The 19,195-nt window shown below is 59.0% G+C and carries 18 protein-coding genes; 4 read left to right on the forward strand and 14 right to left on the reverse strand.

Translation table 11 applies throughout. The features are described from left to right. Nucleotides 1–9 precede the first annotated feature (9 nt). The 3 genes from sdhA to sdhC are packed head-to-tail and all read right to left on the reverse strand — an operon-like array spanning nt 10 to nt 2,534. Nucleotides 10–1,782, reverse strand: a complete 1,773-nt coding sequence (gene sdhA / locus CX511_RS17945) for a succinate dehydrogenase flavoprotein subunit (protein WP_045188782.1) — start codon at nt 1,780–1,782, stop codon at nt 10–12. 3 nt (nt 1,783–1,785) lie between these two features. Next, complete coding sequence (sdhD, locus tag CX511_RS17950) at nt 1,786–2,154, reverse strand: succinate dehydrogenase, hydrophobic membrane anchor protein (RefSeq protein WP_028945358.1); 369 nt, start codon at nt 2,152–2,154, stop codon at nt 1,786–1,788. After that, a complete protein-coding gene (gene sdhC / locus CX511_RS17955; protein WP_174446946.1) occupies nt 2,148–2,534 on the reverse strand; it encodes a succinate dehydrogenase, cytochrome b556 subunit in 387 nt (128 codons plus the stop codon). The genes sdhD and sdhC overlap by 7 nt, the downstream gene beginning before the upstream one ends. Before the next feature lie 350 nt (nt 2,535–2,884). On the opposite strand from sdhC, the gene gltA reads away from it, so the two are divergent. After that, nucleotides 2,885–4,174 carry a citrate synthase gene (gltA, locus tag CX511_RS17960; protein WP_045188785.1) on the forward strand — a complete coding sequence of 430 codons (1,290 nt, stop codon included), beginning with the start codon at nt 2,885–2,887 and terminating at the stop codon, nt 4,172–4,174. Nucleotides 4,175–4,363: 189 nt separating this feature from the next. Here the strand turns inward: gltA and CX511_RS17965 are convergent, their stop codons facing one another. From CX511_RS17965 to CX511_RS18005, 9 genes are all read right to left on the reverse strand, one after another. Further along, on the reverse strand, nt 4,364–4,969 hold the full coding sequence (locus CX511_RS17965) for an START domain-containing protein (RefSeq protein WP_101293149.1): 606 nt from the start codon (nt 4,967–4,969) through the stop codon (nt 4,364–4,366). Between the two features lie 32 nt (nt 4,970–5,001). Then, nucleotides 5,002–5,256: a YkgJ family cysteine cluster protein gene (locus CX511_RS17970; RefSeq protein ID WP_045188788.1), complete on the reverse strand. Its 255-nt coding sequence runs from the start codon at nt 5,254–5,256 to the stop codon at nt 5,002–5,004. A gap of 127 nt (nt 5,257–5,383) precedes the next feature. Beyond that, nucleotides 5,384–5,851: a hypothetical protein gene (locus tag CX511_RS17975; protein ID WP_052675666.1), complete on the reverse strand. Its 468-nt coding sequence runs from the start codon at nt 5,849–5,851 to the stop codon at nt 5,384–5,386. Nucleotides 5,852–5,912: 61 nt separating this feature from the next. Continuing rightward, nucleotides 5,913–7,358, reverse strand: a complete 1,446-nt coding sequence (locus CX511_RS17980; protein WP_045188789.1) for an aminotransferase-like domain-containing protein — start codon at nt 7,356–7,358, stop codon at nt 5,913–5,915. A gap of 339 nt (nt 7,359–7,697) precedes the next feature. Next, nucleotides 7,698–8,489, reverse strand: coding sequence for an OmpA family protein (locus tag CX511_RS17985; protein ID WP_045188791.1), 792 nt, complete (start codon nt 8,487–8,489; stop codon nt 7,698–7,700). Nucleotides 8,490–8,503: 14 nt separating this feature from the next. After that, a complete protein-coding gene (locus tag CX511_RS17990) occupies nt 8,504–8,857 on the reverse strand; it encodes a DUF4398 domain-containing protein (protein WP_045188794.1) in 354 nt (117 codons plus the stop codon). Nucleotides 8,858–8,866: 9 nt separating this feature from the next. Next, nucleotides 8,867–9,673, reverse strand: coding sequence for a substrate-binding periplasmic protein (locus CX511_RS17995; protein WP_101293150.1), 807 nt, complete (start codon nt 9,671–9,673; stop codon nt 8,867–8,869). Nucleotides 9,674–9,804: 131 nt separating this feature from the next. Further along, nucleotides 9,805–10,734, reverse strand: coding sequence for an electron transfer flavoprotein subunit alpha/FixB family protein (locus CX511_RS18000; protein WP_045188798.1), 930 nt, complete (start codon nt 10,732–10,734; stop codon nt 9,805–9,807). Beyond that, a complete protein-coding gene (locus CX511_RS18005) occupies nt 10,735–11,484 on the reverse strand; it encodes an electron transfer flavoprotein subunit beta/FixA family protein (RefSeq protein WP_009396278.1) in 750 nt (249 codons plus the stop codon). A gap of 544 nt (nt 11,485–12,028) precedes the next feature. On the opposite strand from CX511_RS18005, the gene CX511_RS18010 reads away from it, so the two are divergent. Continuing rightward, nucleotides 12,029–13,693: an electron transfer flavoprotein-ubiquinone oxidoreductase gene (locus tag CX511_RS18010; RefSeq protein WP_045188801.1), complete on the forward strand. Its 1,665-nt coding sequence runs from the start codon at nt 12,029–12,031 to the stop codon at nt 13,691–13,693. 91 nt (nt 13,694–13,784) lie between these two features. Here CX511_RS18010 and CX511_RS18015 read toward each other — a convergent pair whose 3' ends face one another. After that, nucleotides 13,785–15,095: an MFS transporter gene (locus CX511_RS18015; RefSeq protein ID WP_045188803.1), complete on the reverse strand. Its 1,311-nt coding sequence runs from the start codon at nt 15,093–15,095 to the stop codon at nt 13,785–13,787. A 105-nt stretch (nt 15,096–15,200) separates the two neighbouring features. Next, nucleotides 15,201–15,686: a hypothetical protein gene (locus CX511_RS18020; protein WP_045188806.1), complete on the reverse strand. Its 486-nt coding sequence runs from the start codon at nt 15,684–15,686 to the stop codon at nt 15,201–15,203. Between the two features lie 360 nt (nt 15,687–16,046). On the opposite strand from CX511_RS18020, the gene CX511_RS18025 reads away from it, so the two are divergent. Then, nucleotides 16,047–17,225: an efflux RND transporter periplasmic adaptor subunit gene (locus tag CX511_RS18025; protein ID WP_045188809.1), complete on the forward strand. Its 1,179-nt coding sequence runs from the start codon at nt 16,047–16,049 to the stop codon at nt 17,223–17,225. Next, nucleotides 17,226–19,193 carry a MacB family efflux pump subunit gene (locus CX511_RS18030; RefSeq protein ID WP_101293151.1) on the forward strand — a complete coding sequence of 656 codons (1,968 nt, stop codon included), beginning with the start codon at nt 17,226–17,228 and terminating at the stop codon, nt 19,191–19,193. It abuts the gene before it with no gap. Nucleotides 19,194–19,195 lie beyond the last annotated feature (2 nt).

Raw genomic sequence — 19,195 nt, forward strand, 5'->3', positions numbered from 1 at the left:
GACCACCCCTTAGTAAGTCCGGACTTTTGGCTCGAACGCCGGTACGGTTTTCGGCGCGAAGTTGACGGCGCGCTTGGCAACGCGCTTTTCGCCCGGGAAGTACAGGGTGTGGCACAGCCAGTTTTCGTCGTCACGGTCTTCGAAGTCTTCACGGGCGTGAGCACCGCGCGACTCTTTACGTACTTCTGCAGCAATTGCCGTCGCTTCAGCGACTTCCAGCAGGTTCTGCAACTCCAGCGCTTCGATACGCGCGGTGTTGAAGGCCTGGGACTTGTCGTTGATCTTGACGTTGGCAATACGCTCGCGCAGCTGAGCCAGCTGCTCGATACCCTTCTGCATGTATTCGCCAGTACGGAACACACCAAAGTAGTTCTGCATGCAACTTTGCAGCTCGCGACGCAGGGTAGCCACGTCTTCACCGGTGTTACGCTCGTTGAGCTTGTTCAGACGGCTCAGGGCAACATCGATGTCGGTGTCGCTGGCGTCGAGGTATTCGATACCGTCGGTCAGCGCTTTTTCCAGGTGCAGACCAGCAGCACGACCGAAGACCACCAGGTCAAGCAGCGAGTTGCCACCCAGACGGTTGGCACCGTGAACCGATACACACGCCACTTCACCGACAGCGAACAGACCTGGGATGATCTGATCAACGCCATCAGCGTCCTGAGTCATTGCCTGACCATGAATGTTGGTGGCAACGCCGCCCATCATGTAGTGACAGGTTGGAACAACTGGGACCGGAGCGACAACAGGGTCAACGTGAGCGAAGGTCTTGGACAGTTCACAGATGCCTGGCAGGCGGCTGTGCAGTACTTCTTCACCCAGGTGGTCAAGCTTGAGCATCACGTGGTCGCCGTTAGGGCCACAGCCGTTACCGGCGATGATCTCTTTAACCATGGAACGGGCCACAACGTCACGACCAGCAAGGTCTTTGGCGTTAGGCGCATAGCGTTCCATGAAACGCTCGCCATGCTTGTTGATCAGGTAACCACCTTCACCACGGCAACCTTCAGTGACCAGTACACCGGCGCCGGCGATGCCGGTCGGGTGGAACTGCCACATCTCGATGTCCTGGACCGGAACGCCTGCACGCAGGGCCATGCCGATACCGTCACCGGTGTTGATCAGGGCGTTGGTGGTGGACGAGTAGATACGGCCTGCACCACCAGTGGCCAATACGGTGGCCTTGGCTTTGATGTACAGGGTTTCGCCGGTTTCGATGCAGATCGCGATCACACCAACGAATGCGCCTTCCTGGTTTTTCACCAGGTCAACCGCATAGTACTCGTTCAGGAAGGTGGTGCCTGCTTTCAGGTTGCCCTGGTACAGGGTGTGCAGCAGCGCGTGACCGGTACGGTCGGAGGCCGCACAGGTACGGGCAGCCTGGCCACCTTTACCGAAGTCCTTGGACTGGCCACCGAACGGGCGCTGGTAGATACGGCCGGTTTCGGTACGCGAGAACGGCAGGCCCATGTGGTCCAGCTCAAAGACTGCAGCAGGACCTTCCTGACACATGTATTCGATAGCGTCCTGGTCACCGATGTAGTCGGAACCCTTGACGGTATCGTACATGTGCCAGCGCCAGTCATCGTTCGGATCAGCCGAAGCGATGGCGCAGGTGATGCCACCCTGGGCCGATACCGTGTGCGAACGGGTCGGGAAGACCTTGGTGATCACGGCAGTCTTGTGACCGCCCTGAGCCAGCTGCAGCGCAGCGCGCATGCCGGCACCACCACCACCAACGATGATGGCGTCGAATGAAATCGTAGGAATGTTAGCCATGAATCAGATACCCCAGAGAATCTGCACACCCCAGACGAAGTACGCGAACATCGCGACACCACATACCGCCTGGAACAGGAAACGTACGGCAGTCGCCGACTTGCCCAGCGCCATCGGCGTCAGGTAGTCGGTAGCAATGGTCCACATGCCGACCCAGGCGTGAGCGCCCAGGGCAACCAGTGCCAGCAGACTGAAAATACGCATCGCGTTGTTGGAGAACAGAGCGTGCCACTGGGCAAACTCGATGCCCGGGTGCGCGACCAGGTATCCGATCAGGAAAATGAAATAAGCCGCGAGAACGACCGCAGAAACGCGCTGCGCCATCCAGTCATAGAGGCCCGAACGCGAGAGGTTCGTGACATTAGTTACCATATCCAAACTCCTGCCAGCACGATCACCACCACAGAGACGGCGATGATAATTTTCGAGCCCAGTCTTCCGCCTTCCAGCGTCTCACCGATGCCCATGTCCATGATCAAGTGGCGCACACCGGCGACCAAGTGATACAGCAAGGCGGACAGGAGGCCCCATGCCACGAATTTGGCCAGCGGACTGGTCAAGCATGCCTTCACCTCGGCGAAACCTTCCTCCGAACCCAGGGATTTGCCCAATGCATAAAGCATGATGCCAAGGCCCAGGAAGAGGATGATGCCGGAAACACGATGAAGAAATGACGTAACGCCGGTAATGGGGAGTTTGATGGTCCTTAGGTCTAGGTTTACAGGTCGTTGGCTTTTCACGGCTTTTTTCACACTGAAGAGCCCCTAGCAAGCAGGGCAAAGTTGTTGGTAAGTGTACTGGTCAGGTACCCACCACCCAGGGAGTGACGACCCCAGCAACACGGGCTTGCAAGCCCCTGGCGGTCGGGGGCCGATTATAGACAGTTAGGCTACTAATGACAACGCAAGCCCCTAGCCCAAATAGCGCATTGCCTTTAGCGCATAAAAGGCGTAAACGGACGGCAATTTCGAGGAAAAACCACGCCCAAAGCCCTTTACAACCGTGCTTTAGGCAAATTGACATTCGAATTTATCTCACTATAGTGGTGCGGGCCCTGCGTGGGGGGTCTGTCTGATGATTTCAAGCATTAATAGGAGGCCACATGGCTGACAAAAAAGCGCAGTTGGTCATCGAGGGCGCAGCCCCCGTCGAGCTGCCCATTTTAACCGGCACCGTTGGTCCCGATGTTATCGACGTTAGAGGGTTGGGGGCCACGGGTCACTTCACTTTCGACCCTGGTTTCATGGCGACCGCCTCGTGCGAGTCGAAGATCACTTATATCGACGGCGACAAGGGTATCCTGCTGCACCGCGGCTACCCGATCGAACAGCTCGCCGAAAAATCCGATTATCTCGAGACCTGCTACCTGCTGCTCAACGGCGAACTGCCGAATGCCGAGCAGAAGGCCCAGTTCGTCAGCACCGTGAAGAATCACACCATGGTGCACGAGCAGTTGAAGTCCTTCTTCAACGGCTTCCGCCGCGACGCCCACCCAATGGCCGTCATGTGCGGCGTGGTTGGCGCCCTGTCGGCGTTCTACCATGACTCGCTGGACATCAATAACCCGCAGCACCGCGAAATCTCTGCGGTGCGCCTGGTCGCCAAGATGCCGACCCTGGCAGCGATGGTGTACAAGTACTCCATGGGCCAGCCCATGATGTACCCGCGCAACGACCTGTCGTACGCGGAAAACTTCCTGCACATGATGTTCAACACCCCGTGCGAGATCAAACCGATCAGCCCGACGCTGGCCAAGGCAATGGACCGGATCTTCATCCTCCACGCCGACCACGAGCAGAACGCTTCGACCTCTACCGTACGTCTGGCAGGCTCCTCGGGCGCTAACCCGTTCGCCTGTATCGCTGCCGGTATCGCTGCGCTCTGGGGCCCAGCACACGGCGGCGCCAACGAAGCCGTTCTGACCATGCTCGATGAAATCGGCGATGTCTCGAACATCGACACCTTCATCGCCAAGGCCAAGGACAAGAACGATCCGTTCAAGCTGATGGGCTTCGGTCACCGCGTCTACAAGAACCGCGACCCACGCGCCACCGTGATGAAACAGACCTGCGACGAAGTCCTGCGCGAGCTGGGCATCAAGAACGACCCGCAGCTGGAACTGGCCATGCGCCTGGAAGAGATCGCTCTCACCGATCCGTACTTCATCGAGCGCTCGCTGTACCCGAACGTCGACTTCTACTCGGGGATCATCCTCAAGGCGATCGGCATTCCGACCAGCATGTTCACCGTGATCTTCGCCCTGGCGCGCACCGTCGGCTGGATCTCGCACTGGAAAGAAATGCTCTCCAGCCCGTACAAGATTGGCCGTCCGCGCCAGCTTTACACCGGCTACGAGTCGCGTGACATCACCAAGCTGGAAGACCGCAAGTAAGCCCCGCGCTGAACACGAAAAAAGGCTGCCCTCGGGCAGCCTTTTTTATTGGGATCGGTATTGCCTTATATCGCCATTTCCCACCACCAGCGCAGCCCCGCGTGGGAGCCGGTCTTGCCGGCGATGGGTCGCAAGGCGACCCTACAGTCGCTCAACCGGCATGAAACTGGCGATCTGTACCCCTTCGAATCAAGGCTTTTCAGCCTTCGCCTTCAATGCTTTCAAGGTATTGAACGGCGCATCCACTACAAACTTGTTCGCCACCATCGACGGAACGCTGCCGCCTGGCTCTGTGTGAACCTGATAAGTCACCTCGGTACCGCCGTCTTTAGGCACAAGCGTCCAGAAGCCTTCAACCTTGGCGACGCGCACAAAGCCCTTCTCTTCAGGCAGGTAGGTCGGCACCCCTTCAAGCTTGCGGGTCAGGCTACCATCGGCGGCCTGCGTGGTGGTGACGTGCAACACCGAATCGCGAGCAGTAACCGGCCATGGGGTATTGAACTGCGTGTAGGTCCAGCTCTGGTCACCCTCGCTCTTGAGCAGCTTTTGCGATTTGCACTCATGAATCCAGGTACACGCCCCCACAACGTCTTCCTGCAGGGCTTTGACCTTCGCCAACGGCGCCTTGATCAGCGTTACACCGCGATAAGCTTTATAGTCGGAACCGGCAACATCGCTCAGGGATACCTTGATCCCGTCCTCATCCTTGGCCACCTTCCAGTTCTCGGCATGCGCCAACGGCACCAACAGGGCGCTCAACCCGAAAACCACTGCAATTTGCTTAAACGATCCCATGCTCTTATTCCTTATTGTTGAAGATCCACGATTCAAGCTGCCGTCATTTGCTCCAGCCACCCGATGATCCTGATCGCCTCATCGCGATCACTGCCGCACACCTCCACATCCGCCTTGAAACCGCCACACACTGCAGGTCGCTCGGGCTTGCCGAACAGATCACAGAGATTGGCGACCGACAGGTGCAAACACCGCTCGCCCGCCGGCTTGCCCTTGGGCATGCCGGGAATCGGTGAGCTAATGGAGGGCGCGATGCAGCAGGCGCCACATCCTTCACGGCAGTTCATAACAACAAAATCCTCGGTACAGCAAATGATGAAAGAACCCGAATAGTACCCGCTTAAACGGTCGTTTGAAATTACTCGCTCGATGAAAACTAGCGCGACCGGCGATAACCAACGGGTCAGCACATCGCTATTGCTTGAATTCGAACTCAATGGCGGCGCCTTCGATATCCTGACGGGCATCGTTACGCAACTGCAGCTGCATTTCGTTACTCAGCAAGCGACCGTTCAGCTGAAACGGGCTATCGGAGGGCGGCTTTTCGCCGAACAGGTGGGGCAACAAGGGCTTGGGTGTTGATACCGGATCCTGGCTTGCAGGCTTGAGGTCCTTGACCATGCCAGCCGGCAGACGCAGATCCAGCGCGGCGGCCGGCAAGGGCTCTGGCGCCGCTCTTGGCGTTTTTTTGCGCACCGGCTTGGCTGGCACTTTTTTTCTGGCTGACGTCACTTGCTCGTGCCTATCGACCGGCTTGGCGTTTACCGCTGCAGCTTGCTTGTTCGACGATACAGCGGGAGGTGTCTGGGCCATTGCATTCCCCGCGCCGACCAGCAAAACCAGCAAACACAGCAGCACGCCAACCCGAGACGAGGCTTTCATAGACACCCAAGATCGCTCACAAAGATGTATATGCTCCTCGCTCGGAACACGACTGGCAAGCCTAGAAAAAGTTTGCCGCCCCCGACTCCTGACACAGCTGGCTGGCCAACATGCCCAGCGTCATCAACGCACGCTCCGCTTCACGGTTCCAGGGAATGCCGCAGTTCAGGCGAATACAGTGGTTGAACTGCTCGGTATTACTGAAAATCAGACCTGGGGCGATACTGATCCCCTGCTGCAGCGCGCGCACATGCAATTCCTGAGTATTGACCCGTCCAGGCAGGCTAACCCAGAGAATGAAACCGCCAGTGGGCCGGGTCATCTGCGTGCCTTCGGGGAAGTGCTGCTGTACCGCCAATTGATAGGCGCTGAGGTTTTTGCGGTACTCCTGACGAATGTAACGCAAGTGCCGGTCGTAGCCACCGTTCTCAAGATAAGCAGCAACCCCCATCTGGGTTACGCTACAGGCTGAGTGCGTGGTAAAGGTCTGCAGGCGCTGGATTTCCGCCTGGTACTTACCCGCGACCATCCAGCCAATGCGCACGCCGGGAGACAATGTCTTGGAAAAGCTCGAGCAATAAATTACCCGCCCCAGACGATCAAACGCCTTGAGCGCCTTGGTCTTACCCTGCTCGAACATCAATTCGCCGTAAATATCGTCTTCGACAATCTGGATATCGAAATCGGACGCCAGGCGCAGCAGCTGCTTCTGCCGGTCTTCTGGAATAGTGCCACCGAGTGGATTGCTCAGCCGCGCAGTCAGCACCAAAGCCTTGATCGACCACTGATTGGCCGCAAGCTGCAAGGCTTCCAGACTGATACCGGTAGACGGATCACTGGGAATCTCGATGACCTTGAGCCCCAACAGATCAGCCAACTGCAACAAACCATAGTAAGTAGGCGATTCGGCGGCGATCAGGTCTCCCGGCTTGGTCAACACCCGCAGCGACATCTGCAAGGCATCGACGCAGCCATGAGTGACGACGACCTCGCTCGGGTCGACCACCACCCCGGCATCCCGCATGCGGATAGCAATCTGTCGGCGCAACGGCTCAAATCCGGGGCTAAACATATAGCTGAACGCCCGCGGACTGTGAAAGCGGGTGACCTTGGCCAATTGTTGATGCAGCGCCCGCACTGGCAAGTAATCGACATGCGGCACGGCGGCACCGAAAGGGAACACCCCGTCGCGGCGTGCTTCGGCCAGCACTTGCTGGATGATACTGCTGCGGGTAACCAGACCTGGCCGCTCGACACGAGCAATATCCGGGGTTTGCGCGGTCAGTGCTGGGGTCTGATGCACATAGTAGCCAGACTGCGGGCGCGCACGGATCAGACCCTGATCTTCCAGATTGGCATAAGCCTGCAGCACCGTGGCGTGGCTGACGTTGAGCTGCGAGCTCATCTTGCGTACCGACGGCACCCGCTCACCCGGCTGGTAGACACCACGACGAATGTCTTCCGCCAGTTGCTGGGCGATGCGCTGATAGAGCAGCAGGTTAGTCATGATCGTTTCTCGACACACAGGCAATGTAATTATTTTTGTACGACGCGGAGCTCAAGCCAGAATACCGGAACAGTTGCAAAGTGTACTGGGACAGATTGCAGAATAGTCGACAATACAGTTGTGTGACAGCCCCCCCGACGGCCCTTTCAATCTGCAAGCAAGGCAGCAGCATCACTTGCTGTAGCCGCTGGTGAGGCACGAGGCTGCGATCGGCTGCAGGGCAGTCGCCACGCTGGACCTCATTGGGCCTGACAACACGACGCGTCCCACCCAGCCGCTGCTTGAAGGCCCATAAAAAAGCCCGGTGAGGGGCACTCACCGGGCTTTATAGAAACAGCTTCAGCGCGCCGCGCCGAGCTTGCCCTTATCGTCGGAAAAGACAATCTCGACCCGACGGTTCTGCGCCCTGCCCCGCTCTGAGGCATTGGCTTCAACCGGATACTGATCGCCATAACCCTCGACCTGAATCCGCTTCTCGTCGACGCCCAGGTCAACCAGCATATCGGCAACCGCCTGGGCCCGGTCACGGGACAACTTGAGGTTGTCTTCCGAAGCACCGGTACTGTCGGTGTAACCTTCGATGCGCACAATACGCTTGGGATTGAGTTGCAGGAACTGCACAAGCTTGAGCACCGTGCGACTGGCTGAGTTTTTCAACTCGGCACGACCGGTATCAAACAACACATCACCCAGAGTCATCACCAGACCGCGATCACCCTCGGTGGTGGCCAGGCTGACAATTTGCGCCTCCACCCACTTGCCCTGCTGCTGCACACTGGCGAGCTTGGCTTCGCGCAACGCCAGTTGCAGACGCTGGCGCTCAAGTTCGAGCTTGGCCAGACGTTCCTGATTGAGGACCAGATTGCTGTGCTCGCGAGCGATGTCACTGTAGCGCTGGCTCAGGTAGGCATAATGGCGCACATCAGCACCGGTGCCGAAGTAGCTGGACAGACGATCAGCCCGGGCCAGCGACTCACCAGCACGGATTACATCCCGCGGCGCACTGCGCAACACATCGGAATCGTCCTTGACGGTCTGGAATTTGGCCGCCGCTTGATCCAGCGCCGTTTCGCTGCGCTGGCTGGCACAGCCCTGCAGGCCGACGAGGCCGAGCAGCAACACCGCGGCCATAGGTTTAATCGAACTCACGGCTGCTCCCCCAACTGTTTGCGCAGGCGATTGACCCGCGATTGCAGCAGGTCCAGCTGCGCTTTGCTTTTACTGGTCAACACCTGCGCCTCAGCCAGACGGGCGTCGAGCTCTGCCTGCTCAGCACGCATGCGTGCATCGCGGTAGGCTTCATTGCTCATGTTGACCTGAGCCCGGGCCATTTTATCTTCAGCCATCTTCAGCTCTGCGACCTGATCGGTCGCACCCACGGCCTTGGCTTGCGCCAATGCCTGCTCAGTCAGACGCAGTTGCTCAGTGGGTGCCGGATCATTGGCACATCCGGCCAGCGCCAGCAGCGCCAGGGCTGCAAATAGTGGTTGGATTCTCACGCAATCTTCCTACTGTTTAGGGGCATCCAGCGGCACCTGCATCTGCGCTTTCCAGCGCTCGATATTACGTTGCAGCACCGCTTGAGACACGCCGGAGGCCGGCAATTCTGTCAGCTTTTTCGCCAGTTGTCCGCGTATCCAAGGATCATTGCAGGCAGAATTATGCGACAGCGCCAGGTACAAGCCAGGACGGTCCAAGGGCAAGCCGCGAGCCACCAGCTCATTGCTCATGCCCAGGGTCTGGGCCATGGCCATGCCGGAATAACGCCCGGCCAATACATAGTCCACTTGACCGAGCAAAAGTTTCTGGAAGGCTTGGGTCAGGTTCTGGGCCGGCGCCAGCTTGAGCTGGGTTTTGGCAAAAGACTCGAATTCGGGGGTCAGCCGCGCCTTTTCTGACAGGCTGCCCTGGCGCTCATGCAAGTCGGCAAGCCCCTCGTAGACCAGCGGCGAATCATGGCGGGTCCATACCAGGTACTCGTTATGCATCAGCGGCGGATGCACATAGTCCAGGGAGGTCAGCTCAGCGGCCAACAGCGGCGAATCGACAAGCATATCAACACGCCCGCTCCGCACTTCCTCCAGAGCGTCGCTACGTTTACCGCTGTAGAGGATGTCGATTTTCAGCCCAAGTTCGGCAGCGATCTGATTGAGTAGATCAGCATTGGCGCCGATCAGGTGCTTGGGATCTTTCGGGTCACGCCATAGATAAGGTGGCGCATCAGGGCTGCCGGTGGCCACCAGACGCTCGCACTTGCCCACCGCCATTACCTGTGACGGCAGCAACAACGCCGCAAGCACCAGCGCCGTCTTCATCCGGCCAAGCCATCCCATGCAACCGACTCCTTACCCACCTGCTGAAAATAAAAAAGCCCGGCCCTGGGGCTGCGCAAGACTGGCTTGCACAACCCGCCCGGACCGGGCCCTTTATAAGTGAAGCAGCCGGATTAAACCAGCTTCTCCAACTCAGGTACGGCTTCGAACAGGTCAGCGACCAGGCCGTAGTCAGCCACCTGGAAGATCGGCGCTTCTTCGTCCTTGTTGATCGCAACGATCACCTTGGAGTCTTTCATGCCGGCCAGGTGCTGGATGGCGCCGGAGATACCGACGGCAATGTACAGCTGTGGCGCAACGATTTTGCCGGTCTGACCGACCTGCATGTCATTGGGTACGAAACCTGCGTCGACCGCAGCGCGCGAAGCGCCGACGGCAGCACCCAGCTTGTCGGCCAGGGCGTACAGGTGTTTGAAGTTGTCACCGTTCTGCATGCCACGACCGCCGGAAACGACGATCTTGGCAGCCGTCAGTTCAGGACGATCAGACTTGGCCAGCTCTTCACCAACAAATGCCGAGATACCAGCATTGTGGGCAGCAGAAACGGCTTCAACAGCAGCCGAACCACCTTCAGCGGCAACGGCGTCGAAGCCGGTGGCACGGACGGTGATGACTTTCACGGCAGCGTTCGATTGCACAGTGGCAATGGCGTTGCCGGCGTAGATCGGACGCTTGAAGGTGTCAGCCGATTCAACCGAAATGATTTCAGAGATCTGGTCAACGTCCAGCAGCGCAGCGACGCGCGGCAGGATGTTCTTGCCGTTGGAGGTAGCAGGTGCCAACACGTGGCTGTAACCCTTGCCCAACTCGGCTACCAGCGGCGCGATGTTTTCCGGCAGCTGGTGTGCGTAGGCTGCGTTGTCGGCAACCAGCACCTTGGCAACGCCAGCGATCTTGGCAGCAGCTTCAGCAACACCACCGACGTTCTGGCCTGCGACCAGCACGTGGATGTCACCACCGATTTTGGCGGCAGCAGCAACAGTGTTCAGGGTGGCCGGGGCAACGGCACCGTTTTCGTGTTCAGCGATAACCAGGATAGTCATTTAGATTACCTTCGCCTCGTTCTTCAGTTTCTCGACCAGTTCAGCAACCGACTTGACCTTGATACCCGCGCTGCGAGCAGCTGGCGCTTCGACTTTCAGGGTCTTGTTGGTAGAGGCGGTGGAGACGCCCAGCGCGTCTGGAGTAACGGTCTCCAGCGGCTTCTTTTTGGCCTTCATGATGTTCGGCAGCGACGCGTAGCGCGGCTCGTTCAGGCGCAGGTCAGTGGTAACGATCGCTGGCAGGTTCAGCGCAACAGTCTGCAGGCCGCCGTCGATCTCACGGGTGACATTGACCTTGTCGCCAGCCACTTCAACCTTGGAGGCGAAGGTGCCCTGAGCGAAACCGGTCAACGCAGCCAGCATCTGGCCGGTCTGGTTGTTGTCGCTGTCGATGGCTTGTTTGCCAAGGATCACCAGCTGCGGCTGTTCTTTGTCGACCACTGCCTTGAGCAGTTTGGCCACGGCCAGCGAGGTCAGCTCTTCAGCCGATTCGACCAGCACCGCACGGTCAGCGCCCAAGGCCAGCGCAGTACGCAGTTGCTCCTGAGCAGTGGCCGGGCCGACGGTAACGACGACGATCTCGCTCGCCACGCCCTTCTCTTTCAGGCGCACGGCTTCTTCTACGGCGATTTCGCAGAAGGGGTTCATGGACATCTTGACGTTAGCAAGGTCGACGCCGGAGTTGTCCGCCTTGACGCGAACCTTGACGTTATAGTCGACCACTCGTTTGACAGCTACAAGAACCTTCATGGATTCCTCGTTACTCTCCGGTGAAAAGAATGTCGCCTGGGGCAAACCCGGCGATTGCGCGTGGGTACAAGGGCACCTCTAAAAACGATTGCAGCCGATAGAATTTAACCCTGACCCAGCAGTCTCAATTCGACCTTGCAGCAGCAAAACCCATGAGTCATTTTCTGTCGTGGTGTGTAAACTCCACTACAAAGCGGGTTATGGCCCAGCTGCCCGGCTTTTCGCCTGGTTTTTAGGGGTGCACCTGCATCCGACGGTCAGCCTACGGCGAGCGCAAAACCGCTCGTATCTTGACCGTAACGCCTAATCCGGTCAATACGGCAAATCGGTCAGATTCACGCCGTGCGTCTTTGATTTTACTGGCCTGCGGCAAATTCAAACAAACGTTTGTATTGGACCCCGCGAGTGGTGTAGATATAATGCGCGGCCAAGAGAAAGCGGTGTAGTCCGTCATCACTCAGGCTACAGCTTGAGCGTACCGAAAATGACCGCCTGACACCCGCCAATAAAGAAAAACCGATGAGCCTTGAGTAGGAGAGAACCTGTGGAACGCGAATACATGGAATTCGACGTGGTCATCGTCGGCGCTGGCCCGGCGGGCCTGTCAGCCGCCTGCCGACTGAAGCAGAAGGCCGCCGAAGCCGGTAACGAAATCAGCGTTTGCGTGGTCGAGAAAGGCTCGGAAGTCGGTGCCCACATCCTCTCCGGCGCAGTGTTCGAACCGCGCGCCCTGAACGAACTGTTCCCGGACTGGAAAGAGCTCGGCGCGCCACTCAACACCGAAGTCAAACGCGACGACATCTATGTGCTCAAGGATGCTGGCAGCTCGGTCAAGGTCCCAGACCTGTTCGTGCCCAAAACCATGCACAACGAAGGCAACTACATCATCTCCCTGGGCAATCTGTGCCGCTGGCTGGCCCAGCAGGCCGAGAACCTTGGCGTAGAGATCTACCCTGGTTTCGCCGCCCAGGAAGCGCTGTTCGACGAGAACGGTGTTGTGCGCGGTATCATCACTGGCGACCTCGGTGTCGACCGTGAAGGCAACCCGAAAGAGGGCCTGTACACCCCAGGCATGGAACTGCGCGGCAAATACACCCTGTTCGCTGAAGGCTGCCGTGGCCACATCGGCAAGCAGCTGATCAAGCGCTTCAACCTCGACAGCGATGCCGACGTGCAGCACTACGGCATCGGCCTCAAGGAAATCTGGGAAATCGATCCAGCCAAACACGAGCAAGGCTTGGTGGTACACACCGCCGGCTGGCCGCTGGATGTCATGGCCAAAGAGAACACTGGCGGTTCCTTCCTCTATCACCTGGAAAACAACCAGGTCGTGGTTGGCCTGATCGTCGACCTGTCGTACAGCAACCCGTTCCTGTCGCCATTCGACGAGTTCCAGCGCCTCAAGCACCACCCGGTCATCAGCCAGTACCTCGAAGGCGGCAAGCGCATCAGCTACGGCGCCCGCGCTCTGGCCAAGGGCGGCCTGAACTCGTTGCCGAAGATGGTCTTCGCCGGTGGCGCCTTGATCGGCTGTGACCTGGGCACCATGAACGTGGCCAAGATCAAGGGCAGCCATACGGCGATGAAGTCCGGCATGCTTGCCGCCGATGCCGTCGCCGAGGCGCTGCTGGCCGGTGGCGAAGGCGGCGATCAGCTCAACAGCTATGTCGACGCTTTCAAGGCCAGCTGGCTGTATGAAGAACTGTTTGCCAGCCGCAACTTCGGCCCGGCCATGCATAAGTTTGGTCCGATGCTGGGTGCAGCATTCAACTATGTCGACCAGAACTGGTTCGGCGGCAAACTGCCATTCACCCTGCACGACACCAAGCCGGACTATGCCTGCCTGAAACTGGCAGCCGACTCGAAGAAGATCGACTACCCGAAACCGGACGGCAAACTCAGCTTCGACAAGCTCAGCTCGGTGTTCCTCTCCAGCACCAACCATGAAGAAGAACAACCTTGCCACCTGAAGCTGACCGACGCTGGCATCCCGATCGGCACCAACCTGCCGCTGTACGATGAGCCTGCCCAGCGCTATTGCCCGGCCGGTGTGTACGAGGTGGTGACCCAGGAAGACGGCAACAAGCGCTTCCAGATCAATGCGCAGAACTGCGTGCACTGCAAGACCTGTGACATCAAGGACCCTTCGCAGAACATCACCTGGGTGACGCCGGAAGGCGCAGGTGGTCCGACTTACCCGAACATGTAAGTCAGGCGCAGACTAAAAAGCCCCCTCGCCTTCGCGGCCTGGGGGCTTTTTTTGTTACCTAACCACTGCCTGGCGGCAGCGGTTAGGTACATTAGCAACGCACGGCGTCATCGTCGAAGGTGCTTGCCTCTCGTGCCCCGAAGTACATCGCCGTCAACAAACCGACCGTACCCATGATCAACGCGAAGCCCACACACACCCAAGGGCTCCACGGCATCAGTGCGATCAGCATCAGCGGCGTGGTACTGGCCCACAGCGCATAGGCGATGTTGTAGGTGAAGGAAATCCCCGACACACGAATCGCCGCCGGAAACAGGCTGACCATCACCGAAGGTACTACCCCAACGACACCACAGGCCAATCCGGCCAGGGCATAGGTGACGCCGGGCCACGCCCAGCCACTTACCAGGCTGGCGTACAGAGCGCCAATACCCAGCGGTAATAGCAAGCTGTAGAACATCAACGCACGCCAGGCACCGATTCGATCAACCAACAAGCCCGCCAGTACACAACCTATATTGAGAAAGACGATACCCATACTGCTCAACGCGAACGTATGACCGGCACTCATGCCAAAGCGCTGCTGCATCACGGTTGGGGTGATCACCACCAACACCACGACCGCCGAAGTCAGTACACAGGTCAGCAGTACCGCCGGGGTCAGCGCCCGTCGATGCTCACTCAATACTGTGCGCAACGGAAAGGCCACCGGCTGCTCGCGACGCTCACGCAACGCCAGAAACACCGGCGTTTCACTCAACCAACGCCGCAGCCACACGCCAATCACGCCAAACACCCCTCCCAACAGGAATGGCAAACGCCAGGCGTAATCAAGAATTTCCTGCGCCGTAAACAGCTGCGCCAGTGCCGTGGCCGTCAAGGCACCGAGCAGATAACCGAAGGTCAGTCCCGCCTGGAGAAAGCCCAAGGCGTACCCTCGCCTTCCAACCGGTGCATGTTCCGCGACAAAAACCCATGCGCTGGGCACTTCACCGCCGACCGCGGCGCCCTGAAAAATACGCAGCGCCAGTAAAATCAACGGCGCGAAGTAGCCGATCTCGGCGTAGGTGGGCATCACGCCGATCAGCAGACACGGCAAAGCCATCATCAGAATGCTCAGGCTGAAGACCTTTTTACGGCCCAAATGGTCGGCAAAGTGAGCCATCAGGATCCCGCCCAGCGGTCGCGCCAGGTAGCCCGTGACGAAGATCCCGAAACTCTGCAGCAAGCGCAGCCACTCGGGCATCTGCGGCGGGAAGAACAACTGACTCAGGGTCAGGGCAAAGAATACAAAGATAATGAAATCGTAGATTTCCAGCGCGCCGCCCAAAGCCGCCAGGCTCAAGGTCTTGTGATCACTGCGCGTCAGGCGGATCGCCGGCGCAGGCGTGGTGGCTGTCATAAGGGTATCCGTTAATCGGTGGGCATCAGCGCGCTTCGGCGCGCCAGGGCGAACGCAAGAGGATAGCAAAACACACCCCAAGGGTGCGCCGGCTGATGGCTCGACTCAGGAATGGCGGGAAAATAGTGTTTGCACGAAATCCATCCGCTGCGGCGCAAAGCCTGGATGTGCGGTGCGAGCGGAAATATCAGGCAGTTGGCCGATGACCTTCGGCGCGTCGATGATGGCCATGAACGTCTGCATGGTTTCGTTATCCGGCACCTTCGGCAGGCTGAGATTCACCGCCTCGCGCTGGCTACTGGGGACGGCCGGCACTTTCAAGTGTTGGGACTGGTACAGCAGGGCATGCTGGATTTGCGCATTCACCCGGCAAAAACGTTCCAGGTCGACCCCGACGTGGTTTGCCAAGTCAATATTACCAACCAAGAGGTTGAACGGCTGTAACGCGCCTTGGACCAGACGCTGCAGGTCCTCAAAAGACTCGACGGGCGCGATGCGGTAATAGCCCATGCCATTGAGCATCTTCTCCAGCTGCAGCAACTGCATGGGGTGCTCGTCGGCGATCAGGATCCGCAGTGATTTGTTCGGCATCGTCGATGACCAAGGCATATGAGCATGAGAGGCATTCCTTGACCATACTGCGCCAATGACTCAACTACAGGCTGATGGCGGGCACTTCGCCAGATTAAGGGTCTGTATTGATAGTTGTCGGGAAACCTACAGAAATCAAGGACAGCCACAACGGAATTTTCACATCCCACACAGAAAGTTCGACTATTGGTAATCAGATCAAGCCATCAGGCCAATACCCGCCTCAACCTGATCTTCTTCCGAACCTCTCCATAGCGGTAAATTCTGCCGCGAGTCTCTCGTTTACAGGATGCCTTCCGTGTCTGTCGTGTATGCCGACAGCGTGACGCCACGGCCCAACCCTATTGGCTGGAACCCTGCATGAGACGTCCTTCGAACCAACGCCGCCTGCTGCTCTGTGGGCTCGGCTTGCTCAGCCTGAGTGCCCTGCTCGCCTGGAAAACTCTGCCCGCCGCTGGCGACCCGCTGAGCACTGTCAGCGTCACGCGCTACGATATCGAAAGCAGCGTGACCGCGCTGGGCACCCTGCAACCTCGACGTTACGTGGATGTCGGCGCTCAGGCTTCCGGGCAGATACGCAAACTGCATGTGGAAGTCGGCGATCAGGTCAAGGTCGGCCAATTGCTGGTCGAGATCGACCCTTCAACCCAACAGGCCAAGCTCGACGCCGGGCGCTTCTCGATCGATAACCTCAAGGCCCAGCTCGCGGAACAGCAAGCCCAATACCTACTCGCCGAACAACAGTACAAGCGCCAACGCAACCTGGCAGCTGGCGGTGCCACCCGTGAGGAAGATGTGCAAAACGCTCAGGCCCAGCTCAAGGTCACCCAGGCGCGCATCGATATGTTCCGCGCGCAGATTCGCCAGGCTCAAGCCAGCCTGCGCAGTGACGAGGCCGAGTTGGGCTACACACGCATCTATGCGCCAATGTCTGGCACCGTGGTCGCGGTTGATGCCCGCGAAGGCCAGACCCTTAACGCGCAACAGCAAACACCGTTGATCCTGCGTATTGCCAAACTGTCACCGATGACCGTCTGGGCCGAAGTTTCCGAAGCCGACATCGGCCATGTCAAACCGGGCATGTCGGCCTACTTTACCACCCTGGCCGGCGGCAAGCGCCGCTGGACCAGTACGGTACGACAGATATTGCCGATACCCCCCAAGCCCCTGGACCAGTCCACTCAGGGCGGCGGCAGCCCAGCCAGCGCCAGCGGCACTGGCAGCGGCGGCAAAGTGGTGCTGTACACGGTACTGCTGGATGTCGACAACCCCGATAACGCCTTAATGGCGGAAATGACCACTCAGGTGTTCTTCGTCTCCGGCCGTGCCAGCAACGTGCTGACGGTGCCAGTGGCAGCGCTGGACGACGATGGCAGTGACGAGCGCATGCGCATCGCTCAGGTCCTCGACGCCAACGGCAAGATTGAACAACGCCAAGTGCGTACCGGACTCAGCGACCGCCTGCGAGTGCAAGTTCTCGAAGGTTTGAATGAAGGCGAACGGTTGTTGATCGGCGCACCTGCTGCCAGCGGAGGTTGAATGAGTACGCCGCTGATCGAACTGCGTGACATCCGCAAGGCCTATGGCGGGATCGACACCCCAACCGTTGAAGTGGTGCGCGGCATCAGCCTGGCCATCCACCCAGGGGAGTTCGTTGCCATCATGGGTGCCTCCGGCTCTGGCAAGTCGACCCTGATGAACATTCTTGGCTGCCTGGACCGCCCAACCTCAGGTGAATACCTGTTCGCTGGCAAAAACGTCGCCGACCTGGACAGCGACGAGCTGGCTTGGCTGCGTCGCGAAGCCTTCGGGTTCGTATTCCAAGGCTATCACCTGATTGCCTCGGGCTCAGCCCAGGAAAACGTCGAGATGCCAGCGATCTACGCCGGCACCCCAGCAGCCGAGCGTCATGCACGGGCTGCGGCCCTGCTTGAGCGCCTGGGGCTTGCCAGCCGGACTGGCAACCGTCCGCATCAACTCTCCGGAGGCCAACAACAGCGGGTGTCAATTGCCCGCGCGCTGATGAACGGTGGCCATATCATCCTCGCCGACGAGCCCACTGGCGCCCTGGACAGCCAAAGTGGCGCTGAAGTCATGGCCTTGCTTGATGAGTTGGCCAATCAGGGCCATGTGGTGATCCTCATTACGCATGACCGCGAGGTTGCCGCACGGGCCAAGCGCATCATCGAAATTCGCGACGGTTTGATACTTAGCGACTCGGGCAACGAACAACCCAGCCAGCACACCGACGCTCCTGCCTTGCAGGCTGAAGACCTGCGTCAGCGCCTGGACCGCGGCGCGACCTACACCGGCGCGTGGAAAGGCGAACTGCTCGAAGCCCTGCAAGCGGCGTGGCGAATCATGTGGATCAACCGCTTTCGCACCGCCCTGACCTTGCTCGGCATTGTCATCGGCGTGGCCTCGGTGGTGGTCATGCTGGCCGTTGGCGAAGGCAGCAAGCGTCAGGTCATGGCCCAGATGGCGGCCTTCGGCTCCAACATTCTTTACCTCAGCGGCAGCGCACCCACCCTGCGTGAACCGGCCGGGGTCATCACCCTGGACGATGTCGCCGCGGTGGGCAGCCTGCCACAAGTGAAAATGATCATGCCGGTGATCGGCAACAAGCTGATGGTGCGCTATGGCAACAATAACCAGCAGTTCTATGTCGGCGGCAACAACACCTACTTCTCTGAGATATTCAACTGGCCCGTGGTTGAAGGTAGTTTCTTCACCGAAGCGGACGAGCAGGCCGCCGCTGCCGTCGCGGTGATCGGCCAGAAGGTCAAGGATAAGCTCCTCGGCAATCAGCTCAACCCGATTGGCCAGTACATCCTCGTGGAGAACGTGCCCTTCCAGGTGGTTGGCATTCTGCAAGGCAAAGGCGCCAGCTCCGGCGATCAGGACAGTGACGAACGCATCGTGGTGCCCTACTCCGCGGCCGCTATCCGCCTGTTCGGCAGTCGCAATCCGGAGTATGTGACCATCGCTGCGGCCGACTCGCGACGGGTCGGTGAAACCGAAGCAGCCATTGACAAACTGATGCGCAAATTGCACCACGGCAAACACGATTATGAACTGAGCAACGACGCGGCGCTGATCCAGGCCGAGGCACGCACCCAGAACACACTGTCACTGATGCTCGGCGCGATCGCGGCGATTTCGCTACTGGTCGGCGGTATCGGGGTGATGAACATCATGCTGATGACCGTCCGCGAACGCACCCGCGAGATCGGTATTCGCATGGCCACCGGCGCCCGTCAGCGCGACATCTTGCGTCAGTTCCTCAGCGAGGCGGTGCTGCTGTCGATAGTCGGTGGTGTTACCGGTATTGCCTTGGCCTTACTGATTGGCGGTGGCCTGCTGCTTGGCAACATCGCCGTAGCCTTTTCCCTGGCGGCCGTGCTCGGCGCCTTTGCCTGTGCAGTGGTCACTGGGGTGGTGTTCGGCTTCATGCCAGCGCGCAAAGCCGCCCGCCTCGACCCGGTCAAAGCCCTTACCAGCGAATAATC

It is taken from the genome of Pseudomonas sp. S06B 330 (assembly GCF_002845275.2).
Taxonomy (GTDB): domain Bacteria; phylum Pseudomonadota; class Gammaproteobacteria; order Pseudomonadales; family Pseudomonadaceae; genus Aquipseudomonas.

Excerpts from the sequence above, each read along its gene's own strand:
- CX511_RS17995 (WP_101293150.1), bottom strand. The coding sequence starts at position 9,673 with ATGAAGACGGCGCTGGTGCTTGCGGCGTTGTTGCTGCCGTCACAGGTA.
- CX511_RS18025 (WP_045188809.1), top strand. The coding sequence starts at position 16,047 with ATGAGACGTCCTTCGAACCAACGCCGCCTGCTGCTCTGTGGGCTCGGC.
- gltA (WP_045188785.1), top strand. The coding sequence starts at position 2,885 with ATGGCTGACAAAAAAGCGCAGTTGGTCATCGAGGGCGCAGCCCCCGTC.
- CX511_RS18015 (WP_045188803.1), bottom strand. The coding sequence starts at position 15,095 with ATGACAGCCACCACGCCTGCGCCGGCGATCCGCCTGACGCGCAGTGAT.
- sdhD (WP_028945358.1), bottom strand. The coding sequence starts at position 2,154 with ATGGTAACTAATGTCACGAACCTCTCGCGTTCGGGCCTCTATGACTGG.
- CX511_RS17985 (WP_045188791.1), bottom strand. The coding sequence starts at position 8,489 with ATGGCCGCGGTGTTGCTGCTCGGCCTCGTCGGCCTGCAGGGCTGTGCC.
- sdhA (WP_045188782.1), bottom strand. The coding sequence starts at position 1,782 with ATGGCTAACATTCCTACGATTTCATTCGACGCCATCATCGTTGGTGGT.
- CX511_RS18000 (WP_045188798.1), bottom strand. The coding sequence starts at position 10,734 with ATGACTATCCTGGTTATCGCTGAACACGAAAACGGTGCCGTTGCCCCG.
- CX511_RS18030 (WP_101293151.1), top strand. The coding sequence starts at position 17,226 with ATGAGTACGCCGCTGATCGAACTGCGTGACATCCGCAAGGCCTATGGC.
- CX511_RS17980 (WP_045188789.1), bottom strand. The coding sequence starts at position 7,358 with ATGACTAACCTGCTGCTCTATCAGCGCATCGCCCAGCAACTGGCGGAA.
- CX511_RS17970 (WP_045188788.1), bottom strand. The coding sequence starts at position 5,256 with ATGAACTGCCGTGAAGGATGTGGCGCCTGCTGCATCGCGCCCTCCATT.
- CX511_RS18005 (WP_009396278.1), bottom strand. The coding sequence starts at position 11,484 with ATGAAGGTTCTTGTAGCTGTCAAACGAGTGGTCGACTATAACGTCAAG.
- CX511_RS18020 (WP_045188806.1), bottom strand. The coding sequence starts at position 15,686 with ATGCCGAACAAATCACTGCGGATCCTGATCGCCGACGAGCACCCCATG.
- CX511_RS17965 (WP_101293149.1), bottom strand. The coding sequence starts at position 4,969 with ATGGGATCGTTTAAGCAAATTGCAGTGGTTTTCGGGTTGAGCGCCCTG.
- CX511_RS17975 (WP_052675666.1), bottom strand. The coding sequence starts at position 5,851 with ATGAAAGCCTCGTCTCGGGTTGGCGTGCTGCTGTGTTTGCTGGTTTTG.